Origin of the sequence: Gracilibacillus sp. HCP3S3_G5_2, assembly GCF_052063305.1 — a bacterium.
In the GTDB taxonomy this organism is placed as follows: Bacteria; Bacillota; Bacilli; order Bacillales; family Amphibacillaceae; genus Gracilibacillus.
The window spans coordinates 74803-98820 of sequence record NZ_JBQHXU010000012.1 but is presented as its reverse complement, the minus strand read 5'-3'; the positions used below and the strand labels follow the sequence as shown (position 1 = coordinate 98820).

Here is a 24018-nt window from a genome sequence, read left to right as displayed (position 1 = left end):
AGATCTGTTAGCTTCCCGCGCTCGACTTGCATGTATTAGGCACGCCGCCAGCGTTCGTCCTGAGCCAAGATCAAACTCTCAATAAAAGACTTGCACATGGATGTGCTGATGCCGATGTTGCGACAGGACGTCGCGTTCTTAATCGGTAACATCTGACCTTGCTCGCTTCTATAAGCTAGCTTGTTTCATGTTTAAAATCATACTGGTTGTTTTGTTCAGTTTTCAAAGATCAAAAATATAAATGGTGGGCCTGAGTGGACTCGAACCACCGACCTCACGCTTATCAGGCGTGCGCTCTAACCAGCTGAGCTACAGGCCCATTTACGATGGAGCGGGTGAAGGGAATCGAACCCTCGACATCAGCTTGGAAGGCTGAGGTTTTACCACTAAACTACACCCGCATACAATAAAATATTATATGAAGAAACATCTATTAATGTGATCGACTGGTCGGGAAGACAGGATTTGAACCTGCGACCCCTTGGTCCCAAACCAAGTGCTCTACCAAGCTGAGCTACTTCCCGGTTATGGCGCGCCCGAGAGGAGTCGAACCCCTAACCTCTTGATCCGTAGTCAAACGCTCTATCCAATTGAGCTACGGGCGCTTATTTATTAAAGCGACATCTATTAATATAACACAGCGCGTCTGACTAAGTCAATAGTTTTTTTAAGTTGTTTTTTAATGCGGTCGAGAGGACTTGAACCTCCACGGGATTACCTCCCACTAGGCCCTCAACCTAGCGCGTCTGCCATTCCGCCACGACCGCTCGCTACCCATATACATTAATATAAATGGTGAGCCATGGAGGATTCGAACCTCCGACCCTCTGATTAAAAGTCAGATGCTCTACCAACTGAGCTAATGGCTCTTGTTGCAATGTCATCACGACGGTAGCTCGCTTGCTGCTTTCAGAAACTACTTACAGCAGAATCAGAATAACAGTAGAAGCATCCTTCACTACATTTCTTTATTTTGATCCCTGATCTGCACTTACTTTGTGAAGAATCGATCAAACGGATCGAATACTATATTCGTCATTAAGACGAATAATCTAACCTATTTTTAGTCAAAAAAATGGCTGGGCTAGCTGGATTCGAACCAGCGCATGACGGTACCAAAAACCGTTGCCTTACCGCTTGGCTATAGCCCAACATGGCGGTCCGGACGGGACTCGAACCCGCGACCTCCTGCGTGACAGGCAGGCATTCTAACCAACTGAACTACCGGACCTATTTATTTTTACATTATACATAATAAGGATGACCCGTACGGGATTCGAACCCGTGTTACCGCCGTGAAAGGGCGGTGTCTTAACCACTTGACCAACGGGCCATTAATGAAAGTATTAATGGCGGAGAAGGAGGGATTTGAACCCTCGCGCCGCTTACGCGACCTACACCCTTAGCAGGGGCGCCTCTTCAGCCACTTGAGTACTTCTCCATGGCTCCACAGGTAGGATTCGAACCTACGACCGATCGGTTAACAGCCGATTGCTCTACCACTGAGCTACTGTGGAATAATGAATCAACTCACATTGACGACGTTAAATATAATATAACAATCACATCGAAATGTCAACTGTTTTTATATTATTTTTTCGTTGCTGTCACTCATCTATAAAGACCCTTTTCAAAGTGACGCCAATATAATTTATCATATTGTTTAGACCTTAGTCAATAGCATTCCAGAAAAATTTTATTTATTTTTTAGCAATATTAATTTTCCTCTACACTTACCGCAACGATACTTATCTAGCTGGATTCTTTTTCTTCTTTTATATACATGATAGCAAGAAGAACATTGGTACTCATATTTAAACTTACTTTGGATCGATGGTAATGGATTGCAGTGTCTCGGTGAGTTAGTTGCTTTTAAAAGCTGTTTGAATTCTGGATCACGATGCTGATATCCTTTTCCTTCTATATGAAGATGGTAATGACAGAGTTCGTGCTTAATAATACCAACAAATTCGTCATATCCTAGTTCTTTATAATACTTTGGATTTAATTCAATTACCCTTTTAGCAGGTATGTAACGACCACCTGTTGTTCGTAATCGATTATTAAATCGAACTTCATCCATAAATGGCTTCTTGAACACTTCATTGGAAATATCTTTTGTAAGTTTCTCTAGTTCAGCCTGTGTCATCACTTTCATACTTTCACACCTATCCATCATATTACATAATATAAAGCAACATCATTAATTAAAGGATGATTAACATGCCTAATTGGCTTAAAAGACAATTAGCGGGAGCATTTCTTCATAAAAATAAATATCAAATTCGTTTGTTAAATCAATGCTGGTTTTTCTACTGTGATAGTGAAGAAAAAAATAAAGCTGAGTAAAAGGGCACCGATATCTATAGAGTCGGCTTGACTTTTATATTCCACTGATGGTTGTGAAACGATCAGTAGGAGCGTCCGTTACCCTCAGTTAGCTTCTATATTTTACTTAAACATGGAAGTGTGGATTTACGGACGATTGATGCCGTAATAAAGTACCCTTTTACTCTTTTTATGATGGAATCATCGTTAAAGCAATTCGTTGTTTCTCGAGATCTACTTGATCTACCCAAACTGTAATTACATCACCTACAGAGGCAATGTCCATCGGATGCTTTACAAATTCAGTAGACATTTTCGAAATATGGACTAACCCATCCTGTTTTACCCCAATATCTACGAACACACCAAAGTCGACTACATTTCGAACAGTCCCTTGTAGTTCCATTCCATTTTGCAGATCCTCCATTGATAGGACATTTTTCTTTAACAACGGTTTTGGTAAATCATCACGGGGATCTCGGTTTGGACTTGCTAAAGCTTTAAGAATATCTTCTAACGTTGGCAAGCCAATTTCCAACCTATTTGCTAATGCTTTTTTATCCAACTGCTTAACTCGTTCCTTTAGTTGCTCTGTTCCTAAATCAGCAACAGTAAAATTCATGTCAGTTAAAATCTGATTTGTCGCCGCATAAGATTCAGGATGAATCGGGGTACGATCCAATGGCTCATCACCATCAACTACTCTTAAGAAGCCAATACTTTGCTCATACGTTTTATTCCCAAGCCTTGGTATATCCTTTAACTGTTTACGATTGGTGAATTTTCCATGTTCATCACGGTATTTTACGATATTATTTGCTACCGTTTTGTTTAAACCTGACACATATTGTAAAAGGGAAGACGAAGCCGTATTGACGTTCACGCCAACCTGGTTTACCGCTGTTTCCACTACAAAAGTTAACGATTCAGCTAATCTCTTTTGACTAACATCGTGTTGGTATTGGCCAACACCAATTGCTTTTGGTTCTATTTTGACTAACTCAGCAAGAGGGTCCTGAATACGTCTAGCAATGGAAACTGCACTTCGTTCTTCGACTTGTAAATCCGGAAATTCTTCTCGAGCTAATTTGGACGCAGAGTATACACTTGCTCCTGCCTCATTAACAATAATATAAGCAATGTCTAGCTGATGCTTATCAATTACACTCGCGATAAACTGTTCTGTTTCTCTTGAAGCAGTACCATTGCCAATCGCAATTAACTCTACTGGATATTCTTTTAAAAATTGGATGACCTTTTTCTCTGCACCTTCCGTATCATTTTTAGGTGCAGTTGGATATATAACATCAATTGCTTTCATCTTACCTGTATCATCAACCACCGCTAGTTTACATCCTGTCCGAAACGCCGGGTCAACACCTAGAACATATTTCCCTTTTAAAGGTGGTTGTAACAACAAGCTTTTCAGGTTCTTAGAAAAAATATCGATTGCTTGCTCTTCCGCTACCTCTGATAAAGCAGAGCGTATTTCTCTTTCCACAGATGGTTGTGTCAATCGCTTATAGCTATCTTCAATAACTTGCACTAAAAATTCCTTTATTTGTGTTGTAGCAGCTTTTTCTATAACTTGTTTGTGTAGATACTCCAGGATACTATCTATCGGTGGTTCTATCGTAACCTTCAGCACATCTTCTTTCTCACCACGATTAAGAGCTAAAATTCGGTGCGATACAATTTTGCTTACTGCTTCACTGTATTCATAATACATCTCATAGATTTTCTTTTCGTCTAACTCTGGTTTCTTCGCTTTGGATGTAATCAAACCTTTTTGATGTGTTTGCTTTCGAATGTGCTCACGGTATTTAGGTTCATCTGCTATCCACTCTGCTATAATATCTTGCACACCAGCAAGCACTTCATCAATCGTATGTAATTCTTGTTCTTCTGATAAATAGTCAGCAGCTAACGCAAGATCGATATTCTGCTGTTTATATATTGTTTCGGCTAACGGTTCCAGACCTTTTTCTTTGGCGATGGTTGCCCTAGTCCGACGTTTTTGTTTATATGGTCGATATAAATCTTCTACCTTTTGAAGTTGTGTTGCTTGTTCAATTTCTTGTCGTAGTTCTTCTGTCAATTTTCCTTGTTCATCTATTAACCTAATCACTTCTTTTTTACGATCGGTTAATGCATTTACGTAATTCCATGCGTCTTGAATATCTTTAATTTGTACTTCATCGAGTGAGCCTGTCATCTCTTTTCGATAACGTGCGATAAATGGGACAGTATTTCCTTCCTCTAATAATTGAATAACACTTTTTACTGCTTTTTGATTAACTTTTGTTCTGTGGGTTACAGCATTAATTAATTCAATGTATTCTTCACTATTTGCCAATGTGTTTCCTCCTTCATACAACTCCTCCTTTATTTTAACAAAAAGAAAAGGTTAGTTCACATAAAACCTAATTACTGTAGGGAACCTTTCAACTTACCGCTACTTTCGCTATCCGATCTCGCTCCTTGCCAATCCTCACCCAGTCCATTAATTACGTAAGTATCTATAAGCTAAAAAAGAACCCCGTCACCGGGATTCCTCTTTGTATTTCATGGCAATTAAGGTAGTGTCGTCATTTAATTTTTGTTGATTTACGTAGGCAAAAGTATCCGTAATATGCTCTACTTCCTGATGAAGAAAATAAGAATCAGAAACTGCCTTCGGTGTTACACCATCTGAGAACATGACAAAAATCATACCTTCTTCTAGCTTGTCTGTCATCACTTTAAACGGCCGATCGTATCCACTTAAATAGCCAGCCTGTGGAATATTTCGCTTTTTAATAGCGTTTGTAGTGATCGTAATTAAACCAATATTCCCTATCGACGAATAGGCATAACGCTTTGATTCTAAGTCAAGCTGTAAAATCCCTAGGACTACACCACGTTTTCCTATCAATTTTTCATTACTTTTTCTCATCATGGATGCAACAGAATCATCTTTATTATCTTGAATCACTTCCATCACAACTTGTGATGATTCTTTTGCGAATTCACCACTGCCGAGTCCATCAGCTAATGCACAAATAAACTTTCCATCAGATTCATGGTAAAAATAACTATCTCCACAATAGTAATTACCTTTTTTCGCTTTTTGAAAAACGGAAACTTCTACTTGATGTCGCTTTTGCATTAACGAATGGCCTCCATATTTTCAGCATGTAGAGCTTCACGAAGTTTCTTTAGTGCATGTCGTTGTATTCTTGATACGTGCATTTGTGATATTCCAAGTAATTCTCCAGTTTCTTTCTGGCTCTTATTCTCAAAGTAAGTATATTGAAGAATTTGTTGCTCTCGGTGATTTAATATCGGCATGATTTTTTCAAGTAACATTTGGCGATCCACATCTTCATAACCAGACTCTTGATTGCCAATTAGATCTAGCAACGATACTTCACTACCATCCGAATCTGCCTCAATTTTACGATCAACCGATAACGCATTATAGCTCTGACTCATTTCCATTGTTTCAAGAACTTCTTCTTCCGATACTTCTATATAATTAGCAATCTCTTTTATCGTAGGTGATTTTTGATTTTCTGTCGTTAAAATCTCTGTCGCTTTTTTAATTTTTGGACCTAATTCTTTAATCCGTCTAGGAACATGAACACTCCATGTTTTATCACGAATAAACCGTTTGATTTCTCCAATTATGGTAGGAATAGCAAAGGATTCGAAAGATTTGCCTACTTCAGGGTCATATCTTCTTATAGCTGCTAGCAGTCCTAACATGCCAACTTGTTCAAGATCCTCGTAAATCATCTCATTTTTTGCATATTTTCGTGCAAGTGATTGAACAAGGTTTTGATAAGTTAAGACGATTTTCTCTTGTAATGCCTGATCATCAGGATTCTCTTGAAAGGATCGAATCCACTGATAAACCTCATCCTCACGATTATTGTGTGGTCGAGATTTGGTCGTCATTGATATCCACCTCGTTTTCATGGAGGTATTTGGTCATTAATACAATCACACCATAATCATTTTTGATCTCTACCTTGTCCATTAGAGCTTCAATTAAGAACAGGCCAAAGCCTCCTTCACGCAAATCTTCTATTGATTGACTGTTCTCATAGGGTCCTATATCTTTTTTTACTTTTTGCAGATCAAAACTGCCGCCACGGTCAGCGACCATGACTTCTAAACGATCCTGATAAACACCAAATCCAACTGTTACCTCTCCACCATCTTCATTTTCATAGGCATGTTCAGTTGCATTTGATATTGCTTCCGAAATGGCTACTTTTAAATCTTCTATTTCTTCGTAGCTAAATCCCATTCGGTTAGCAATCCCAGAAGTGCTTAACCTGATTACCCCTACATATTCTGCTTTTGCGGGTACTTTCATTTCGATGAAGTCAAAGGATTCCATTTTATTTCCCACCTCGTACCGTTGAGTCAATATTAATAATACTATCTAATCCAGTAATATCAAACAAGCGTCTAACGCGCTCTTGTAGGGCGACTAATTTCAAATCGCTATCATTTTCTTTCGCAGATTTCAGAGCACTTATAAAAACTCCTAACCCTGTACTATCCATATAGTTAACAAGTTCTAAATCCACAACGACTGTCGTACCCTCACGCTTCGTTAATGGCAAAAGAGCATCTTTCAGCTTAGGTGCAGTATAAGCATCAATCTCCCCAGCTAATTTTAACTCTTTTGTTTTACCATCTACATTCTGCTCAATATTTAAATTCAAAACGGTTACCTCCTCGTCATCCTGCTATGCATGTTAAATAGTTGTCCTATATTGCAGTGAAGATCTATCCATGCAGGCACCATACTTACCCTTCACCATTCCCTGTTTCTATTTTGCTTAAACTATTTTTTTAAAAAGATAAGTGTAAAGTCATCTCTTAACTGGAAATCCTGCAATCGTTCAAAATGACGATATACTAACCGTACTGCTTCCTGTGCAGGTAAATGCATATACCTTCGAATAACTTCGAGCACTTCTTCCGTTTCAATAAAACGATCTCCGATGCGGCACTCTGTTACACCATCAGTTAACAATACAACCATATCACCAGACTCCATGGTAATCTCTAACTGTTCATATGTTGCCTGCCCAGAAACACCTAAGACTAAACCTTTGGTCTTGATTTCAAAAAATTGATCTTTGGCTGCACAATAATAAAATCCGGGCTCATGACCAGCAGAAGAAAACTGTAAAGAGCCCGTCTGATGATTAAATAGACCATAAAACATTGTGATAAACATGCTAGTGTCAACATTTCGCTCTACTACTCGATTTAGATTTTCCAAAATGACACTCGGGTTCCTCATTGTTTCGGGAAAGCTGTCCAAGGAATATTTGATCATAGACATTGCTAACGCTGCTGGGATACCTTTCCCAATAACATCAGCAATTGCAATGCCTAAATTGTTAGATTTATCTGTTACAAAATGATAGTAATCACCATTCATTTGGTGAGCAGGTACACTAATTGCACCGATATCCAGCCCTTCGATATCAGGCTTTATAGTAGACAATAGAGTCTGCTGCATATTCGCTGCTACAGAGATTTCAGATTCCAGTTCTCCCTGCTTCTCCCTCAATGATTGAAATTCCTGATATGCCAATCCATATGAAATCATAGTTTCCAAAAGAAAATTCATGGAAGAATCGATTTCTGCGGGTAAATCTGGATATAAATCTTTCAGTGCCTGTATATGAACATTAATAATTTCTTCAGGAGATATATTGTGCTGCATCGATAGCTTACTAAATTGTTCTGCTTGATATAATGATGTTTCATCTTGTGAAGCAATATATTTTTTTAATAAACTTCTATAGTTGTTGACATCGAACTTATAGGGCTCCATCTCATTACCTCCTAAACTACGATTGCTACAAATTTAAAAATCAACAATATTCATGATGGTAGAAGGGTAAAATGAACTCTATAATATCAGCACATCTATTTTAACGAACCCATTTGATCGTCGTTATGGTCGTACCCTTACCTGGTTCAGACACTATATCAAAGATATCCATTAATCTTTTTACACCTGGTAATCCAGCACCAAGCCCACCTGAGGTAGAAAAACCATCCTCCATGGCTTTACTTAAATCATTAATACCAGGTCCCTTATCCGATGCGATGATTTTTAATCCTGTTTTATTCATATCTTCCACTGTTTCATAGGCTACTTGCCCTTCCTCTGCATATAAATAAATGTTTCTAGCTAATTCCGATATTGCAGTCGCAATTCTAGCTTGATCTACTGTACCAAACCCCAGCTCTTTCGCTAATTTCCTGCCCATCTGTCTTGCACCAACAATATCCCATTCTTTTTTTATTTGCACACTTGATTTTGTTATCATCTCTACTCCTCCAGTTCCTGGCGAAGTTTAATCAGCCCCTGTTCTAAATCAAGTGCTGTAGGTACATTTTGCAAATGAATACCTAAATCGATTAAGGTCATCGCAACAGCTGGTTGAATACCTGTTAGTACAACTTTTGCTCCCATTAAATCTGACATTGATACAACGTCACCTAAAACTTTTGCTATAAAGGAATCAATAATATCGACAGAGGTTAAATCGATAACCACTCCAGTTGCGCCACTTTTATGTATTTTACTAAGTAAGTCCTCTTGAAAATCAATTGCAGTTTGGTCATCAAGATCGATTTGAATGGATACCAATAAATAGTTGTGCAGTTTTAATATTGGTATTCTCATAGAAGCACCTCCTTATTTAAGTGAGTCAATAATTTTAGTTATATCATCTTCCTTAGAGTTATCTAGATCAACTATTTCGCGGTTCGTCAATTTTAACGCAGTATTAAAACCTTTTCTTAAGGAGCTTTTTGTCGGGAATTTACTTAAATCAATACCTAAATTGACAATTGTTTGAGCAATTTCTGGGCGAATACCTACTAATATACAAGTTGCTCCAATTAATCGTACTGCTTCGGCAGCCTGAATGATATGGTGTGCTACCATCGTATCAACTACTGGCACACCTGTAATATCAATTAACACAACTTCCGAATTGTGTTTCATAACGCCTTCTAAAAGATTTTCCATGATTAATTTAGCACGTTCTGTGTCAATGGTTCCGATTAAAGGCATGACAGTAATGTTTTCCATGACTGGGATAAGTGGAGCAGATAATTCCTGCAATGCCATCCTCTGAAGAGAAACGGTATTTTCCCAGCTTCCTGAATATTGGTTCACAAGTTGGTTGATTATTGGTTCTACCCAATCCTCTACTATATTTAAAATACGTGAAAATTCCTCTGTATCTACCTGATCAGATTGACTTAAAATAAAATCAATCGTTACTCTTCTAAAAGTTTGTAAACCGTCTGTTATATAGCTCAACGGCCAACCAAGATTTATCAAGCGTTCTGCAAAATTATCCATCTCCCCAGTATCTCCTCGCCGATTAATACTGGAGAAAATCACATTGATGAATTCTTGGTTTGTTGTATGGTATAAACTATCAGAAATATTAGAAGTATAGTCAGACTTACGCTTTTCTGTTATTTCATCTAACCAATTTTTAGAAATCACATCACTGTTCTCTATTACAATTCTACGTAATGCTTCAGGCATTTTTCCAACCTCCGCTATTTTGTTTTCTATCTAATAGTTTACAATAAAATCATCGTTTTTTCGATTAATATTCCATTACATTTTTACAAGATCTGTCATATTTTTCTCAGATAAGCCAAAAACACCCTTGCCTCATTTTATAAAAGCAAGGGTGTTTTGAAGATAGAGGATTAGAAATCAGTCAACCCTAAACTAATTTCTAATCCTCTATCGATACGTTCCATCATGTTACTGTCCAATTGTGTTATTTTATCGGTTAATCGTTGTTTATCGATCGTTCTGATTTGTTCCAATAAAATAACAGAGTTCCGTTCAAAGCCATACTTTTCAGCATCAATTTCGACATGTGTTGGCAATTTTGCCTTTTGAATCTGGGCAGTGATGGCAGCGACAATAACAGTAGGACTGAAACGGTTTCCAATATCGTTTTGCAAAACTAATACAGGACGTACACCGCCCTGTTCAGATCCCACAACAGGGGAGAGATCGGCGAAGTATACGTCGCCTCGTTTAACAATCAAGACCTACACCCCGCTCACTAAGCGTTCTAGGGTGTTTTCTGCCTCCTCTTCCGCTTGGAAAGCTTCTGAAGCAATATTCAGGTTGATTTTTGCCATTTCCATATAACCTCGTTGCATCGACTCCTGAATATGACGTTTTTTTGTTTCTCGCAAATACGTCTTTGTTGCTTGGCAAATAAAATCACTTAAATTGCTATCTTCGCTTTTCATCAAGCCATCCACCTCATTCAGCAGGTTTTTAGGTAATCTCACAGCAACTTCTTGTAAGTCTTCAGACAAAACCATACACCTCCACCAACGTTAACAAGCCTAAATGATAATCCACTCTAATCATACCATTGAGTAATAGGCATTGCAAAGGGGTTTTTGATAATTTTTCGTATTTTTTCTACAATATATCTTCAGTATTACCAGAAGATTGAAGAATTATCTTGTCTTACCGACTATTTTTTTATTTTTTGTGCATATATTCTAGGAACTCGATAACTAATCATACAAGCAATTTCATAATTAATCGTATCTAAATGGGCTGCCCACTCATCCATCTCAATGCTTTCAGCATCTTGTGAGCCAATTAAAATAACTTCATCTCCTACTTTCGCAGGCTTTGGTAGTCGAACCATCAACTGGTCCATACAAATACGACCAACAATGGTACAACGCTCACCATTTACTAAAACTTCTGCACCTTGTAAGGCACGACGAATACCGTCCGCATAACCTAGAGGCACCGTACCTATCCATTCCTCCTTATCCGTTACATATGTCGCTCCATAACTGATAGGTGTACCTTTTGCTACTTTTTTTACATGAATTAATCGACTGTGGAGAGATAGTGCTGGCTTCAATTCAATTGGCTTTTCCTCCTTGACGACAGGAGATGGATAGAGTCCATACATACTAATGCCAAAACGAACGAAATCAACCATCTTTTCAGGGAAACGCATGCTTGCTGCACTATTTCCTGTATGAACCATTACTTTGTGTTTGGACCAGTTATTTTGAAAAACGGTCCACAGCTTTTCAAAGCGGCCTATTTGCGCAGTGAAATGTTCCATATTCTCTTCGTCAGCGGTAGCAAAGTGAGTGAAGATTCCCTCTAAAAATATATTATTACCTTCTAGTAGTGGGATTAATTCCAGCAATTCCTGTTCTGTACGAATACCTATTCGTCCCATACCTGTATCCCATTTAAGATGAACCTTGAGTTGTTTGGGAAGAGATAGGTTGTGGACTTCTTCTAACCATTCTTTTTGATAACATGTAACGGTAATATCATGTTGCGCAGCAATTTCTGCATCTTCTGGACGCACCCATCCCATCACCAAAATTGGTGACTGAATACCTTCCTGACGCAAGTGCAATGCTTCATCTAAAATAGCAACCGCTAGTCGTGTCGCGCCTCCTTGTAGCGCAGCCTTAGCCACTTCAATATCCCCATGTCCATATGCGTTTGCCTTTACCACTGCATAGATCTGTGTTTTATCTGGTAACTTCTTCTTTAATTGTTGTATATTATATATAATATGATCCAAATTTACTTCTACCCAAGAATCACGGTAAAATTTTTCAGCCATGTTGATTCTCCTTCATTCCGGTTGAGTATAACGCAATCCATTATAAACCATTTAGCAGAAAAAAGGTATGAATAAAACAGCCTAGATTACACACAGCATATTCCTTAAATGATAAAGCAACACTTCCAACAGTAGTTAACATATTGTTGCTATAGATAACGAACTAGTGAAATTTCTTTTTAGTGTAGTTTTCCCATTCTGAATTTTGAGTAGTGCATGGAAACGTTGCGGGAAAATACTTCGCTTAGCATATGTTCTGATTGATGATAGGAAGCATAGATCCTTAAGAATTAATATCGATAGCCTTTTACTTTCAAGGAATTAGCGTAAGCAAAATGCGGAGACTCCTGTAGGCTCACGAGAGCTGAACCGAGCCCGAAGGCATAAAAAATACTGAGAAAGCGACTCTTGCTTCAGTAGATGTGGCACTTGTGCCCTTGGGTGAAAGCACACTATTCTTCCTAAATGGTATACTGGCTCTCTTTATCGTAAAATGGAAAAGAGCAAACCAAGAAGAGTACTTCGCAGTTTATATTTACAAATTGATGCTTCAAAAAAAGCAGACTTCTTGAAAGTCTGCTTTCCGTTTATTTCATTGCCTCTTCAGTTGACAACGATCTCGCTACTTCTTTCATTTCTTCTTTCGTCAATTGTTCACTTGCTACATAGTAGTTAACACCTTGGTAATGCCATTCTAATGAATGATCACTGAGCGCTCCAACAGTAAAGCCTAGATCGACTGGTTCACCGCTTACCACCTCTGGTGCTGCCGTACTTGTCGGATAAACGTCCATGGTCTCTTGGATAATAGTGAAGTTTTTATCCCCTTGGTACGATAACATCACACGCTTCCCATTTTCAGTATCCATTTGGCTTTCTTCCACTAATTCCGAACCTAAATTTTCAGAAGGATAAAGTACTGTTAATTGTGTTGGCAAATCTTCTTGTGCCATTACAGGTACACCAAAAATACTGCTAGTCATATTTGTTTCCATGTCAAACGTATTTTCCGGTAACTCTGGGTCTAATTCAAAGTTCGTAAACTCCACTTGAACAAGCGGATTTTTATCATGATCTAATACCTTCACCAAAACTGGTTCATAGGATTTTTTATCAAAGTAAATGGTTTGATACGGAAGATTACTGTTGCTTTCATAACTTGTTTTCGTTTCAAAGACAAAATAACTATCTGTTACGGTAAATGTCGCATCACTATCATCTACTAAATCTCGTATGAGAGACTGGAATAGATAAGGCTGGCTATTGTTTTCCGGCCATTCACTTTGAAATTTAAAGCTTTTGTTTAAAGCTGGTGTTAATACAAATACCCCTTCATCATTACGCAAAATAATTTGACTACTTTCCTCGTCATTCTCATTTTTTAATAATACTCGGTAAAAATCTTCTTTCTTATGTGCAACTTCCACTCGATATACCTGCTCTTCTTTTCCTGTATTTAATGACATCAGTGCCTGCGATTGATATCCACTCATATTCTCCACTGTTTCTTCAAGTTTTTCGACGACATCTTCCTTAGACTTTTCTCCACAAGCAGCTAAAACAACTAGCAATATAATACCAATGACAATACTAGTATATTTTTTCATCGCGACATCTCTCCTTTGTCTCATCTCAAGTGGACAAAGGGAACACGATCACACGTCAAGACAATGTACGAAATACTTGCGATAACCCTTCGATCACATCGGTAGCTAGTAAATCTATTTCTGTATGGTCATTTTCTACCAGATAATCAGCAGATTTGCCGTGAAGATAACAGCCATTTGCGAGAGCAGGTAACAACTCTTCGTGCTGCATCATCATCGTTAATAAAATTCCTGACAACACGTCGCCAGTTCCACCTTTTGCTAGTCCAGCATTTCCTTGATCGCTGACGATTTGTTCTCCATCTGGTGCCGTAATGATCGTATGCTTACCTTTTAACACCACATATACTTGATGCTCCTCAGCGACCTGTCTTGATAACGAAAAAGGTGACTGCTTTACTTCTGGTACTGTCTTGTTCGTCAACATAGCCATCTCGCCATAATGTGGTGTAATAACAACAGGTGCTCTTCGTGGCAACTGTGTTTTTAATAATGGCTTTAGGTGATATAAACCATCCGCATCAATCAGAATTGGCTTGTCTGTTTTGTCAATCAAATCGGACAGAATCTGAGAAGCCTGACGCCCCATCCCCATGCCAATTGCAATAGCATCTATTTTATCAAAAGCTGCAAGATCATGATTAGTTAACGGATCTGTAAGATTTGGTAAAAGGTGATACATTGCTTCCACGCAACCACTTGAAACGATTGGGATGTTCTCCGTGACTGTTCCAACAGTTATCAGGCCTGCTCCTGCACGAAGAGCTGCCCTTGCAGCTAATAAAATGGATCCTGGCATTGTAGGCTTACCACCAATAATTAATCCTCTGCCATTAGACCCTTTGTGTGCATATTTATCGCGTTTTGGAAAAGTGGTCAAAACATGCTTTCTTTCCCATCTTATTCTGGAGGCATGCTCTGTGTAAGCCGCTTCTGGTATGCTAATTTTGACCGTTTCCCATTCACCATAATAGCTGCTAGTATGTTCACAAAAAGCCGTTTCTTTAGGGGCTTCGATGATATACGTTTTATCTGCTTGAATGGCACGATCAACCTTGATACCATTATTTGCTGGCAGGCCACTTGGAATATCAACCGAAATCGTTTGTACTGATAAATCGTTCACTACTTCAATCATACTCCGAACTGGCTCGCGAATTACCCCGGAAACCCCTATCCCAAGAATCGCATCAATCACCACATCCACATCTACTAATTTTCTACTAAGTTGGTAAGCATCCGTTACATGGGTCAGCTTGTCAGATTTCTTTAACCAAAGTTGCTTATGAAAAGCAGCATCCCCTTTGATTTTATGATCTGCCACTAATTGAACGACAGAAACGTCATAACCATATTCCGCTAAATAACGTGCAATAACAAATCCATCACCGCCATTATTTCCACTACCAACAACTATCGCCATCCTTTGATTGGTATCAAAGGTGCTCATTATCCTCTGCGCTACTTGTGATCCGGCATGTTCCATTAGAATCTTACCTTCGATTCCCCCTTTTTCTATCGCATAACGATCTATTTCGTACATTTCTTCCGCGGTTACGATGTACATCTTGTTCCCTCCTACCCGCACTAAAATAGTATGAGACAACCTCTCTTAATATGCAGATTCACTTTCAATTATTACTTGGGCAATTGCATAATTTTCACTGTGAGAGATTGATACAAAGCATGTCTCAGCAGTTAAAACTTTTGACTTTAATATAGGAGCTCCATTATTATGATTCGTAATTTCAATATCTAAGAAACTTAATTTTCCAATACCAGTCCCTTTTGCTTTCGAAAAAGCTTCCTTAGCAGCAAATCTCCCCGCAATAAATTCTATTTTTCTTTTTTCAGATTGGAGATTTTCCAGTATTTCTTTTTCCTTGTTAGTTAAAATCCGATCTAGCATTTTTGGTTGTCGTTTTATGATTTCCTTTATGCGATGTAACTCTATTATATCTATTCCAATTCCTTTTATCATTTAGATCAACTCCATTATATGGTAAGTATAGCCTAATTCCGTAAAGATTTAAAACGGATTATTCTGCTGTAAATATCGTTTATGATTATGCTAAAATAAATGAAGACTTATCAAAGGTGTTAGCGTCCGTTATCCTCCACTTCGTTTCATGGCCTTCAAGGCGCCAATTTTACGGTCGATTAGCATCTTATTATAAGCTACTAACTATTAAAGGGAGAATGTTATGTTTTTACGAACGGAAAGCTTTCGGGATTTTCTTCAATTTTATCCGGTTGTTTCAGCCATCGTTGCATTTCAAATCATCATTTGGCTGGTCGTAGGCTTAGTTCCCGGTTTAGGTGATTGGATTTATACAATGGGTGTCGGCTGGAATGGTATGATTAGCGAAGGGGAATATTGGCGGTTAATCACTCCCATTTTTCTTCACGCTGGTTTCGGCCATATCCTTTTTAACTCTTTTTCATTAATTTTATTTGCACCAGCATTAGAACAAATGCTAGGAAAGCATAAGTTTTTAGCTGTTTATTTTACTGCTGGAATTGCCGCAAACATTCTTACTTATATCGTAGAACCGAACCCTTATTACATGCACGTCGGAGCATCCGGTGCAATTTTTGGCTTATTTGGATTGTATTTATTTATGGTCTTTTTTGAGAAAAGATTAATCGATCCTCAAAATGCCCAAATCGTCTTGATCATATCAATCATTGGATTAGTCATGACCTTCTTTAGAGCAAATATTAATATTGCTGGTCATTTATTCGGTTTTATCGCTGGATTTGCATTAGGACCTGTTATGTTGAAAAATGCGGAGCCTTTCTCACCATGGAAGAATAGACGAAAAGTAAAAGATGATGAGATTGGATTTGATCCTAATCGTTGGAACAAAAAGCGCTATCGTTATAAGCCATATGTAAAGCCCGTGATATTTGGTATATTGATCGCGCTAGTTATACTTGGATTTATTGCCATTCTATTCTAATGGAGAGGGGAGTATACTTTGATAGCAGTTTGGTTATTAACGATCTCAGCAGTAATTGCCGGATTAGGTATCTTACTAGCCTTTAAACGGTTAATGAGAGGTCTATCATACCGGATTAAACGAAATGAATTTGAATTTAAAGGTTTGCAGAAAGATCAAATACGCTTTTTTATTCAAGTCGGTTTAATAGAGGCGATTCCGATATTTCTAATTATTTTAGCGTTTATGTATATGGGAGAAGGAAGTACATCTATTGCTAGTTTGATTGTACCACTAATAATTATACTAGCTGTAATTGTAATTAGCTTCATTCAAATCCAACAAACGAAAGCTAATGTGATGGAAACTGCCTCCACCTTAAATGCAGAGGAACGTAGCTATGTCAAATCGTTATCTATTATCGGCTACGTCACCGTATTAGGAATACCTATTTTAGCACTTGTAGTAATATTTATCGTGTAAAGGTAGTGTCTATAAGAAAAGTCCGTTGCTATTTGCAACGGACTTTATTAGTATGGTTGAAAGATTTTATCTTTTCCCGCTACCACGTTTATTTTGGAATTTACGATTACGGCCACCTTGTTTTCCTTTACGTCCGTAGCCACGTTTGTCGTTTCTAAACTTTTTGTTCTTGTCCTTATTCGATGCCTTTTTAACACTTACCGGTTGAACTGAGCTTAAGGTAACTGGTGTTTGTCTTCTTTCTCTTGTTAGCATTTTTAATGCTGCAGCTACTACCGTAACCGAATCGTATTCGTCTAAAATTTCCGTTGCTGTTTCACGGTAATCCTGTAGTTCTTTTTTCTCAATCGTTTTGATTAGCTTTTGTACAGTTAATTGTTGCTGACCTCTCTTTGCTTCATCATAGCTAGGGGCTGTCATACGCTTCATTTTACTTTTTGTCACTTTTTCGATTAAGTGCAAGTGTGGTATTTCTCTTGGTGTAATGAAGGAAATAGCCTCTCCCATCTTTCCAGCACGACCTGTACGGCCAATACGGTGTACATAACTTTCTGGGTCTTGTGGAATATCAAAGTTATATACATGGGTTACACCTGAAATATCTAATCCACGTGCAGCTACGTCAGTTGCTACCAGAATTTCAATACGACCGAACTTGAATTTTTTCAAAACGGAAGAACGTTTACCTTGTGTTAAGTCACCATGAATTCCTTCAGCACGGAAACCTCGTGCTTGAAGTCCTTCTGTTAACTCATCTACACGCTTTTTGGTACGACCAAAGATGATCGCCAGTTCAGGCACATGGATATCTAACAAGTTAGTTAATGTATCGAATTTTTGTTTTTCATGGACTTCAACGAAAAACTGATCGATATTGGATACGGTCATTTCCTTTGCCTTTACTTTTACTTCTTCTGGATTTTTCATCAAGGTTGCTGCGATGTCTCGAATTTCTTTTGGCATCGTTGCAGAGAATAGCAATGTTTGTCTCTCTTCTGGAATCGCCTTTAATATATCACGAATATCGTCAATAAAGCCCATGTTCAACATTTCATCTGCTTCATCCAGTACAGCCGTATGCACATTATCCACACGAATTGTCCGACGGCGTAGGTGATCTAACAATCGTCCTGGCGTTGCAACTACAATGTGCGGACGATCCTTTAACGCTTTGATTTGACGTTCCATATGCTGTCCGCCATACACAGGCAGCGTACGAACACCTTTGAACTTCGCTAATTTATGCAATTCTTCAGAAACTTGAATCGCTAATTCTCTAGTTGGTGCAACAACTAGTCCTTGAATTTTTCGCTCATTCGGATCAATCTTTTCGATCATTGGAATACCGAAAGCTGCCGTTTTACCAGTACCTGTTTGTGCCTGGCCAATAACATCTTTCCCTTCCATGCCTAATGGAATTGTCTGAGCTTGAATCGGTGTTGCTTCTTCAAATCCCATGTTCTCTAATGCTTTCATAATTGACGCTGAAATACCTAATTGATTAAAATTTGTCACTATTAATTTCTACTCCTTTTTTTCACTATATAAATCTCATCTTTATTATCATTTTTTTCTTCGTTATTATCAGTGTATCCAAGTTGTACTATCTACATTAAAAATATCTTCAAAAGGCATGATAAGCTACCTTCTCTAATTTTCGTTATCGTAAGAAACCTTGATTCTAACAAAGATACATACGAATAACAATGAAAAAAGCCTTCCTCCACTCTGGAAGAGGCTTAAAATGACGACTCAATGGATTATTACATCATATCACACTCTTCGCTTTTATTCTATATAATATTTTGAATCGTTTCAAACAATTAAGGTTCAAAATGGTGGATAGATATCATTAGGATTTCCTAAAATAATTGATATACTTAAGAAATAGATCTATTTTTTACTATTGTAGGTGATAATGTGAGTAAACATTTGATTCCATATATAGCAATTATTATTGGTGTAATTTCTGTTTCTACAGCTGCAGTCCTCGTCAAATTAGCAGCAGAAGTACCTTCAGCTGTTACTGCCAATTATCGTTTATTATTTGCAGCGATTTTACTGTTACCCTATATTCTGTTGAAACGAAGAGACGAATTAAAAAAATTAGCAAAAAGAGAATGGATTTTCACGATATTAGCTGGTATCAGTCTAGCGATACATTATATTGTCTGGTTCGAGTCTTTTCAGTATACATCTGTAGCGAGTTCTACCGTAATTGTTACATTGCAACCTATTTTCGCCTTTATTGGAACATATCTCTTCTTTCATGAGCGCTTTTCTGCCGGGGCAGTCATCAGTATGCTTATTGCAATCTTCGGCAGTGTTGTTATTGCATGGGGAGATTTCCAAATTGCTGGTGAAGCACTTTACGGAGATTTCCTGGCATTAGTAGGAGCAATATTTATTACTATTTACTTTTTGCTTGGACAAGGTGTGCGAACGAAGATTTCTGTCATGAGCTATACGTTCATTGCATACAGTATAGGTTCAATTACCATTATTATTTATAATTTTTCTGTTGCTAATCCTTTAACAGGCTATGAGCTTGATGAGTGGTTGATTTTCCTCAGTCTTGCTATTATTCCAACCATCATTGGACTTAATTTGCTTAACTGGGCATTAAAATGGCTAAGTGCTTCTGTCATTTCAATGGGGATTCTTTTTGAACCTATAGGCGCGTCTTTACTTGCCTACTTTATTCTAGACGAACTCATCACTTGGTCACAGTGGCTAGGAGGAACTATTGTCATATTCGGTCTACTGCTATTCATCGCCAGTACTCGAAGGAAGCGCAAAATGAAAATTACTATCGACCACGAATAGACCGCAAAATAACGGAGAGCACCTGCTCATGGAAAGAATGGTTGATCGGAAAAACATAACAAAACGACAACGAGCCACAAACTATTCTCCTTACTTAATTGCTAACATAAAAAACGCGATTTACTTCTCAATAGTAGATCGCGTTCTTTCTTCTTTTATTAAAAATTGGTACACAGCATCTATTACAACATCTTTATCTTCACCCAAGCAGATTAAATGCTTCGAATCATGAAAATAAATAATTTCTGCGTCCACCGGGATTTCTTTGTCTAAATAATGCACGGCTTTATAAGGAACCATCCCATCTTGCATTCCTTGGGCGATAAAAACAGGACAATGAATCTCCTTTAAATATGGTTTAGTGAACTTCATACATTTTAGAAATTCACGAATAGCCTTTATAGGAACAGATCCGTATTTATTACGATAATGATTAAACAATGCATCTTCTTTCAGCTTTTGTCTAACTGCCTTTTGGGCAAAATTTAATGCATCTACACTCATTCGGGGAATACTTATATACTTTCTTGATGTAGACAAGAGAACTAACTTCACACAACTGTATTTAGCAGCCAAATAAGCGGCAATCATCCCGCCCATAGAAAAACCAATTAAATAAATATTTTCATGCTGTTCTTTCAATTCTAAATAGGCTTGTTCTGCCTCAGCAATCCAATCTTTATAAGATACATGCAAAAGGTCTAAATCTCTGCCTTCACCTAGTCCATGCCCAGGTAAACTGGGAGTCACTACATGCCAATCGGTATGTTCTTCTATATATAAAGCAAGTGGCTCCACTTCATATGGGCCACCAGTAAACCCATGAATAACAAGACATGCAGTCATCAGTTGCCTACCTCCTACAAATATTAAAAAATAACAGAAATCCTTGTCACATTCGACAAGGACCATACTAACATTATTTCTGAAAAGATTTTAAAATATTACCGACATTTTTAAATAATGGTGATACCTGTTGATATGTGTTCGCTAATTGATTAACCGTATGAAATACTTTATCCAAATCCATTTCACCATTTTTATTCTGAAAATAGTGAAGCATCGAGTTGCTCTGTTTTCCGAAAAAGGAAGGTGCAGGTGCTTCGAACCCATCATATGGATTTGGTAACATCGGCTTTTGATAATACTGAAATGGTGTTATTGGCATTGGCGATGTATACGTCGGCGGCTGGTATGGATGCATCCCTTGCTGATAGGGATGTTGATAATTGGAAAAGCCATTATATCTGTAATCCATTTTCTCCCCTCCATCTGCTATTCTTCTATTAGCCTATGCAGATAAGTGGGAATTGGTTCAATCGTCTGCCTAAGAATAGCTTTTTCTTCCTTTCCTAAAACACTACATATAAATGGTATGTTCTCATTTTGTACAAATATTTCTATCCTATACTTCTATTTGTTGTCTCATCTGGTGATCCTTCTCTAACGAATTTATTACTAGTTATATTTACCCGTTAAAGATCATATCTAAACAAACATTTATGATTGATGTTCAGATAAAACAGCAGCATATCTTCCTAGTTTCTTCAATAAAATGATAGCTTCTTCCTTCTCTTTATCATTTAATCCGGCAGTTATTGCTTCAATTTGTTTCCAATGTTCCGGGAAAATGTCATTTAGCAAATCCTCCCCACTCGCTGTAATAGACGCATAGGTAATTCTTCTATCATTTGGACAAGGAGTTCGTTTCACTAAACCTTTTTTCTCTAATTTGTCTACAACATATGTAATACTTCCACTAGCTAACAATATTTTATCTCCAATTTTTTGTAATGGCTGTTCACCTTGATGATAGAGTAACTCCAATACACCAAAATCTGTTGTATTTAAACCATGACTTCTTATATCTTTCGCTACTTGATCTGCAACTGATCGATATGCTTTTGAAAGTACCACAAATAATTTTAGGGAAGGGTCTTGCTTCCTCTTTAAATATTCATGTTTCTTTTGATCCATCCCTTTCATCCTCTCTTTATATCTATATATGAATCGTATTATAATAATCGACTATAACTAGTCAATCTTTAATGGAAAATATTGTTTCTTTACTATCCAATATATTAACATAATACAAAAATAACTAATAGTAATAGGATATAATAAACTAAAAGCAATTGCTACATATGTTAAAATACCTATTAATTGCTCTATAAACGCCGGGCTATACCATCTTATATTTGATGCCTCTACTCTCTGCTCTAATTCACGATCCAGCAAAAAGTATAGTGCCACAAAAGCAAATGCAAGCGGAGCTATTAACTGCCAACTCCATGTATTAGTAAGTAAAACGGTCAAGGAAACAATGACAATGACGATGAGACTTAGAACAGATAAAATTTGCCAAAAAGCTTTTACCATCACTTCCATATTCCATGGAAGGCTATGGACTAATTTGTCTTTAAAGATCGTATTAAACAAACTTACGGCTACTTTAGTAAAAATAAAAATAGACAACATAATAGCTATTCCCTGGAGTAATGGTCCCCCTCTTAATGACAGGACAATCATGATTATCAGAATCGAGATTATCATCATATAGATGATGTTACTTTCCTGTTGAATACTTCTCCACCACAGTTTTCGCATTAATTTAGCTGGTTTTTGATAAGGAAAAGGTAATTTCGCCTTTTTTGATGTGAAAAGTGTTTTCAAAAAATAGTTTCTTCGTTGTTGTTTCACTTGATCCATTCTGCTCATCTGATTGACAAAAAACATCCTCCATACTTTCTCATCACTCTTCTCAATAACTTTCATCCAATTGACCTTTTGCAAACGCCGAGGCCATATCCATCCATTTAAAACGAGTAAAAGAAAAATGAGGAGCAGAATTACGATATCGGTTAACTCAAAAAGAACAAAGGCAAGCCTAACTGTCCCGATGATGAAGACACCGAGCAAATAAAGGCTTAATTTTTTAAACCCTTGTATTTGAAAAAAATACCATTGTGGTATTACGGTTAGTAATAATACCGCTAATATTGCTACATACCATTTAACTAGAAACAAGGTAGAAAAAGGGGTAAGGAAAAACAGAAAGGCGAACAATGTGGTTAACACCATCAACCTTTTCCTCATTACCATCCATAAAGCATACAGCCAAATATGCTTTATCGAAAATGGAAGGGACGTTAACTTCCACTCTGCACTTGTAATATTTATCGCAGGATGCTGAAAGGAAAGAATAATCATTCCGAACATTAAACCGACGACAATCAGTGGAGAAAATAATTCAATATTTGCCTGATAGATCTGAAAAAGAACCTCCATTTTTTTCAAGTTATCATAGGCAATAAATAAAAACATTACAGCAAAGAAAGCTAAATATATCGTTATCGTCCAGTCGAATGCCAATCCTAGGGCTAATTTGTATAATTTTTGTTTTTTACGTTGACGGTTCTTTCTTAAAAAACGCATCATCCTAATAGTTGATTTCATTCTGTTCCTCTCCTTGATAAAGAACGGAAATCTTCTATTAATCCCTGCTCTGCAATACACCCTTGATGAAGCATGATATATGTATCCGCCAATTCCTCCATTCTCTCCAATTGATGAGAGGTAAGTAAAATACTTGTACCTTTTTTCGCTTTTTCGATTAGCATTTCCTGCAAATCATGGGCTGCATGTACATCTAATCCCATAAACGGTTCGTCAATTAATAACAACGAGACGTTCGGTAATAAAGCACAAATCGTTTGTACTTTTTGACGCATCCCTTTCGACAATGCTTCTGGGTATTCGTTGAGCTTATCTGCAATTTCAAATTGTTCTGCAAGCTCCTTTGCACGCTTTGTAAATGTTTTCTCATCGAGCTGATAGCTTTGACCGTACAATTGAAAATGTTGCATCGTTGTAAGTTCAGGTAATAAAAATGGCTCTTCTGGTATATAGGCAAGTTGTTTCTTAAAAGCGAGGAACGATTGGTCTTGATCTACTTGATTCAAGACAATGGTGCCTTCCTTTTTGTCTTGCCAGCCCATAATGGTTTTCATAATCGTTGATTTCCCGGCACCATTATGACCTATTAATCCGACAATGCTCCCTCTATTAACGGAAAATGTTACATCTTCCAGAACCGTTTCTCTTCCAATTTCTACTTTTAGCTGACAGACTTCTAACATAGGAACCCCC

The 24018-nt window shown here is 37.6% G+C and carries 26 protein-coding genes, 11 tRNA genes and 1 rRNA gene; 4 read left to right on the top strand and 34 right to left on the bottom strand.

Translation table 11 applies throughout. From position 1 onward, the window contains the following. The 13 genes from ACTNEP_RS16980 to ACTNEP_RS16920 all read right to left on the bottom strand — a co-directional run. Positions 1 to 86 (bottom strand): 16S ribosomal RNA (locus ACTNEP_RS16980); the annotation flags it as partial. A 156-nt stretch (positions 87 to 242) separates the two neighbouring features. Further along, positions 243 to 319, bottom strand: a tRNA-Ile gene (locus ACTNEP_RS16975). 8 nt (positions 320 to 327) lie between these two features. Beyond that, positions 328 to 401: transfer RNA gene (locus ACTNEP_RS16970), tRNA-Gly, on the bottom strand. 46 nt (positions 402 to 447) lie between these two features. Continuing rightward, a tRNA-Pro gene (locus tag ACTNEP_RS16965) sits at positions 448 to 524 on the bottom strand. Between the two features lie 4 nt (positions 525 to 528). After that, positions 529 to 605, bottom strand: a tRNA-Arg gene (locus tag ACTNEP_RS16960). 78 nt (positions 606 to 683) lie between these two features. Further along, positions 684 to 767: transfer RNA gene (locus ACTNEP_RS16955), tRNA-Leu, on the bottom strand. A gap of 26 nt (positions 768 to 793) precedes the next feature. Further along, positions 794 to 869 (bottom strand) — tRNA-Lys (locus ACTNEP_RS16950). Between the two features lie 207 nt (positions 870 to 1076). Further along, positions 1077 to 1151 (bottom strand) — tRNA-Gln (locus tag ACTNEP_RS16945). Between the two features lie 3 nt (positions 1152 to 1154). After that, positions 1155 to 1231 (bottom strand) — tRNA-Asp (locus ACTNEP_RS16940). A 30-nt stretch (positions 1232 to 1261) separates the two neighbouring features. Further along, positions 1262 to 1333: transfer RNA gene (locus ACTNEP_RS16935), tRNA-Glu, on the bottom strand. 17 nt (positions 1334 to 1350) lie between these two features. Next, positions 1351 to 1441, bottom strand: a tRNA-Ser gene (locus ACTNEP_RS16930). A 1-nt stretch (position 1442) separates the two neighbouring features. Then, a tRNA-Asn gene (locus ACTNEP_RS16925) sits at positions 1443 to 1517 on the bottom strand. Positions 1518 to 1696: 179 nt separating this feature from the next. Continuing rightward, positions 1697 to 2158: a SprT family protein gene (locus ACTNEP_RS16920; protein ID WP_441163168.1), complete on the bottom strand. Its 462-nt coding sequence runs from the start codon at positions 2156 to 2158 to the stop codon at positions 1697 to 1699. Positions 2159 to 2223: 65 nt separating this feature from the next. Here ACTNEP_RS16920 and cmpA point away from each other — a divergent pair, with 65 nt between their 5' ends. Further along, positions 2224 to 2349: a cortex morphogenetic protein CmpA gene (gene cmpA / locus ACTNEP_RS16915; protein WP_441163167.1), complete on the top strand. Its 126-nt coding sequence runs from the start codon at positions 2224 to 2226 to the stop codon at positions 2347 to 2349. Positions 2350 to 2518: 169 nt separating this feature from the next. On the opposite strand, the gene ACTNEP_RS16910 is transcribed toward cmpA, so the two are convergent. The 15 genes from ACTNEP_RS16910 to acpS form a co-directional block, all read right to left on the bottom strand. Next, positions 2519 to 4684, bottom strand: coding sequence for a Tex family protein (locus ACTNEP_RS16910; RefSeq protein WP_441163166.1), 2166 nt, complete (start codon positions 4682 to 4684; stop codon positions 2519 to 2521). A gap of 186 nt (positions 4685 to 4870) precedes the next feature. Next, positions 4871 to 5476 (bottom strand): SpoIIE family protein phosphatase, encoded by a 606-nt coding sequence (locus ACTNEP_RS16905; protein WP_441163165.1) that lies wholly within the window; start codon positions 5474 to 5476, stop codon positions 4871 to 4873. Further along, positions 5476 to 6267, bottom strand: a complete 792-nt coding sequence (gene sigB / locus ACTNEP_RS16900) for an RNA polymerase sigma factor SigB (RefSeq protein ID WP_441163164.1) — start codon at positions 6265 to 6267, stop codon at positions 5476 to 5478. Before sigB ends, ACTNEP_RS16905 begins: the two co-directional genes overlap by 1 nt. Further along, positions 6239 to 6715 (bottom strand): anti-sigma B factor RsbW, encoded by a 477-nt coding sequence (rsbW, locus tag ACTNEP_RS16895; RefSeq protein ID WP_441163163.1) that lies wholly within the window; start codon positions 6713 to 6715, stop codon positions 6239 to 6241. Before rsbW ends, sigB begins: the two co-directional genes overlap by 29 nt. 1 nt (position 6716) lies before the next feature. Next, entirely contained in the window at positions 6717 to 7046 is a 330-nt protein-coding gene (locus ACTNEP_RS16890) for an STAS domain-containing protein (RefSeq protein WP_441163162.1), read from the bottom strand. Positions 7047 to 7168: 122 nt separating this feature from the next. Further along, on the bottom strand, positions 7169 to 8173 hold the full coding sequence (locus ACTNEP_RS16885; protein ID WP_441163161.1) for a PP2C family protein-serine/threonine phosphatase: 1005 nt from the start codon (positions 8171 to 8173) through the stop codon (positions 7169 to 7171). A gap of 100 nt (positions 8174 to 8273) precedes the next feature. After that, on the bottom strand, positions 8274 to 8675 hold the full coding sequence (locus ACTNEP_RS16880) for an anti-sigma regulatory factor (protein WP_441163160.1): 402 nt from the start codon (positions 8673 to 8675) through the stop codon (positions 8274 to 8276). 2 nt (positions 8676 to 8677) lie between these two features. Further along, a complete protein-coding gene (locus ACTNEP_RS16875; RefSeq protein WP_091485317.1) occupies positions 8678 to 9034 on the bottom strand; it encodes an STAS domain-containing protein in 357 nt (118 codons plus the stop codon). Between the two features lie 12 nt (positions 9035 to 9046). Continuing rightward, complete coding sequence (locus ACTNEP_RS16870) at positions 9047 to 9913, bottom strand: RsbT co-antagonist protein RsbRA (RefSeq protein WP_441163159.1); 867 nt, start codon at positions 9911 to 9913, stop codon at positions 9047 to 9049. 170 nt (positions 9914 to 10083) lie between these two features. Next, positions 10084 to 10434 (bottom strand): type II toxin-antitoxin system PemK/MazF family toxin, encoded by a 351-nt coding sequence (locus ACTNEP_RS16865; protein ID WP_244720658.1) that lies wholly within the window; start codon positions 10432 to 10434, stop codon positions 10084 to 10086. A 3-nt stretch (positions 10435 to 10437) separates the two neighbouring features. Further along, positions 10438 to 10719 carry a CopG family ribbon-helix-helix protein gene (locus tag ACTNEP_RS16860; protein WP_018932004.1) on the bottom strand — a complete coding sequence of 94 codons (282 nt, stop codon included), beginning with the start codon at positions 10717 to 10719 and terminating at the stop codon, positions 10438 to 10440. A gap of 158 nt (positions 10720 to 10877) precedes the next feature. Beyond that, positions 10878 to 12011: an alanine racemase gene (alr, locus tag ACTNEP_RS16855; RefSeq protein WP_441163158.1), complete on the bottom strand. Its 1134-nt coding sequence runs from the start codon at positions 12009 to 12011 to the stop codon at positions 10878 to 10880. Positions 12012 to 12598: 587 nt separating this feature from the next. Next, the gene (locus ACTNEP_RS16850; RefSeq protein ID WP_441163157.1) at positions 12599 to 13618 is read right to left on the bottom strand and encodes a LolA family protein; all 1020 of its coding nucleotides are present in this window, start codon (positions 13616 to 13618) and stop codon (positions 12599 to 12601) included. 55 nt (positions 13619 to 13673) lie between these two features. Next, the gene (locus tag ACTNEP_RS16845) at positions 13674 to 15185 is read right to left on the bottom strand and encodes an NAD(P)H-hydrate dehydratase (RefSeq protein WP_441163156.1); all 1512 of its coding nucleotides are present in this window, start codon (positions 15183 to 15185) and stop codon (positions 13674 to 13676) included. A gap of 45 nt (positions 15186 to 15230) precedes the next feature. Further along, positions 15231 to 15599 (bottom strand): holo-ACP synthase, encoded by a 369-nt coding sequence (acpS, locus tag ACTNEP_RS16840; protein WP_441163155.1) that lies wholly within the window; start codon positions 15597 to 15599, stop codon positions 15231 to 15233. A 223-nt stretch (positions 15600 to 15822) separates the two neighbouring features. Here acpS and ACTNEP_RS16835 point away from each other — a divergent pair, with 223 nt between their 5' ends. Together ACTNEP_RS16835 and ACTNEP_RS16830 are read left to right on the top strand one after the other, a co-directional pair. Beyond that, on the top strand, positions 15823 to 16581 hold the full coding sequence (locus ACTNEP_RS16835; protein ID WP_441163154.1) for a rhomboid family intramembrane serine protease: 759 nt from the start codon (positions 15823 to 15825) through the stop codon (positions 16579 to 16581). Between the two features lie 18 nt (positions 16582 to 16599). Continuing rightward, on the top strand, positions 16600 to 17043 hold the full coding sequence (locus ACTNEP_RS16830; protein WP_441163153.1) for a hypothetical protein: 444 nt from the start codon (positions 16600 to 16602) through the stop codon (positions 17041 to 17043). Between the two features lie 66 nt (positions 17044 to 17109). On the opposite strand, the gene ACTNEP_RS16825 is transcribed toward ACTNEP_RS16830, so the two are convergent. Then, positions 17110 to 18558, bottom strand: a complete 1449-nt coding sequence (locus tag ACTNEP_RS16825; RefSeq protein ID WP_441163152.1) for a DEAD/DEAH box helicase — start codon at positions 18556 to 18558, stop codon at positions 17110 to 17112. 405 nt (positions 18559 to 18963) lie between these two features. Between ACTNEP_RS16825 and ACTNEP_RS16820 the strand changes: the two genes are divergently transcribed. Further along, a complete protein-coding gene (locus ACTNEP_RS16820; RefSeq protein WP_441163151.1) occupies positions 18964 to 19869 on the top strand; it encodes a DMT family transporter in 906 nt (301 codons plus the stop codon). Between the two features lie 120 nt (positions 19870 to 19989). Here ACTNEP_RS16820 and ACTNEP_RS16815 read toward each other — a convergent pair whose 3' ends face one another. The 5 genes from ACTNEP_RS16815 to ACTNEP_RS16795 all read right to left on the bottom strand — a co-directional run bounded on the left by ACTNEP_RS16815 (position 19990) and on the right by ACTNEP_RS16795 (position 24008). Then, positions 19990 to 20715 carry an alpha/beta hydrolase gene (locus tag ACTNEP_RS16815; protein WP_441163150.1) on the bottom strand — a complete coding sequence of 242 codons (726 nt, stop codon included), beginning with the start codon at positions 20713 to 20715 and terminating at the stop codon, positions 19990 to 19992. Positions 20716 to 20788: 73 nt separating this feature from the next. After that, positions 20789 to 21127, bottom strand: a complete 339-nt coding sequence (locus ACTNEP_RS16810; protein WP_441163149.1) for a YppG family protein — start codon at positions 21125 to 21127, stop codon at positions 20789 to 20791. A gap of 242 nt (positions 21128 to 21369) precedes the next feature. Then, positions 21370 to 21846: a MarR family winged helix-turn-helix transcriptional regulator gene (locus ACTNEP_RS16805; protein ID WP_441163148.1), complete on the bottom strand. Its 477-nt coding sequence runs from the start codon at positions 21844 to 21846 to the stop codon at positions 21370 to 21372. A gap of 57 nt (positions 21847 to 21903) precedes the next feature. Next, positions 21904 to 23325 carry a hypothetical protein gene (locus tag ACTNEP_RS16800; RefSeq protein ID WP_441163147.1) on the bottom strand — a complete coding sequence of 474 codons (1422 nt, stop codon included), beginning with the start codon at positions 23323 to 23325 and terminating at the stop codon, positions 21904 to 21906. Then, on the bottom strand, positions 23322 to 24008 hold the full coding sequence (locus ACTNEP_RS16795) for an ABC transporter ATP-binding protein (RefSeq protein WP_441163146.1): 687 nt from the start codon (positions 24006 to 24008) through the stop codon (positions 23322 to 23324). The genes ACTNEP_RS16800 and ACTNEP_RS16795 overlap by 4 nt, the downstream gene beginning before the upstream one ends. Positions 24009 to 24018 lie beyond the last annotated feature (10 nt).

Coding starts and splice junctions, on each gene's coding strand:
- sigB (WP_441163164.1), bottom strand. CDS start 6,267: ATGACGACCAAATCTCGACCACACAATAATCGTGAGGATGAGGTTTAT.
- ACTNEP_RS16860 (WP_018932004.1), bottom strand. CDS start 10,719: ATGGTTTTGTCTGAAGACTTACAAGAAGTTGCTGTGAGATTACCTAAA.
- ACTNEP_RS16815 (WP_441163150.1), bottom strand. CDS start 20,715: ATGACTGCATGTCTTGTTATTCATGGGTTTACTGGTGGCCCATATGAA.
- ACTNEP_RS16800 (WP_441163147.1), bottom strand. CDS start 23,325: ATGAAATCAACTATTAGGATGATGCGTTTTTTAAGAAAGAACCGTCAA.
- ACTNEP_RS16905 (WP_441163165.1), bottom strand. CDS start 5,476: ATGCAAAAGCGACATCAAGTAGAAGTTTCCGTTTTTCAAAAAGCGAAA.
- ACTNEP_RS16875 (WP_091485317.1), bottom strand. CDS start 9,034: ATGAGAATACCAATATTAAAACTGCACAACTATTTATTGGTATCCATT.
- ACTNEP_RS16885 (WP_441163161.1), bottom strand. CDS start 8,173: ATGGAGCCCTATAAGTTCGATGTCAACAACTATAGAAGTTTATTAAAA.
- ACTNEP_RS16795 (WP_441163146.1), bottom strand. CDS start 24,008: ATGTTAGAAGTCTGTCAGCTAAAAGTAGAAATTGGAAGAGAAACGGTT.
- ACTNEP_RS16810 (WP_441163149.1), bottom strand. CDS start 21,127: ATGGATTACAGATATAATGGCTTTTCCAATTATCAACATCCCTATCAG.
- rsbW (WP_441163163.1), bottom strand. CDS start 6,715: ATGGAATCCTTTGACTTCATCGAAATGAAAGTACCCGCAAAAGCAGAA.
- ACTNEP_RS16805 (WP_441163148.1), bottom strand. CDS start 21,846: ATGGATCAAAAGAAACATGAATATTTAAAGAGGAAGCAAGACCCTTCC.
- ACTNEP_RS16850 (WP_441163157.1), bottom strand. CDS start 13,618: ATGAAAAAATATACTAGTATTGTCATTGGTATTATATTGCTAGTTGTT.
- ACTNEP_RS16835 (WP_441163154.1), top strand. CDS start 15,823: ATGTTTTTACGAACGGAAAGCTTTCGGGATTTTCTTCAATTTTATCCG.
- acpS (WP_441163155.1), bottom strand. CDS start 15,599: ATGATAAAAGGAATTGGAATAGATATAATAGAGTTACATCGCATAAAG.
- ACTNEP_RS16845 (WP_441163156.1), bottom strand. CDS start 15,185: ATGTACATCGTAACCGCGGAAGAAATGTACGAAATAGATCGTTATGCG.
- cmpA (WP_441163167.1), top strand. CDS start 2,224: ATGCCTAATTGGCTTAAAAGACAATTAGCGGGAGCATTTCTTCATAAA.
- alr (WP_441163158.1), bottom strand. CDS start 12,011: ATGGCTGAAAAATTTTACCGTGATTCTTGGGTAGAAGTAAATTTGGAT.
- ACTNEP_RS16880 (WP_441163160.1), bottom strand. CDS start 8,675: ATGATAACAAAATCAAGTGTGCAAATAAAAAAAGAATGGGATATTGTT.
- ACTNEP_RS16870 (WP_441163159.1), bottom strand. CDS start 9,913: ATGCCTGAAGCATTACGTAGAATTGTAATAGAGAACAGTGATGTGATT.
- ACTNEP_RS16920 (WP_441163168.1), bottom strand. CDS start 2,158: ATGAAAGTGATGACACAGGCTGAACTAGAGAAACTTACAAAAGATATT.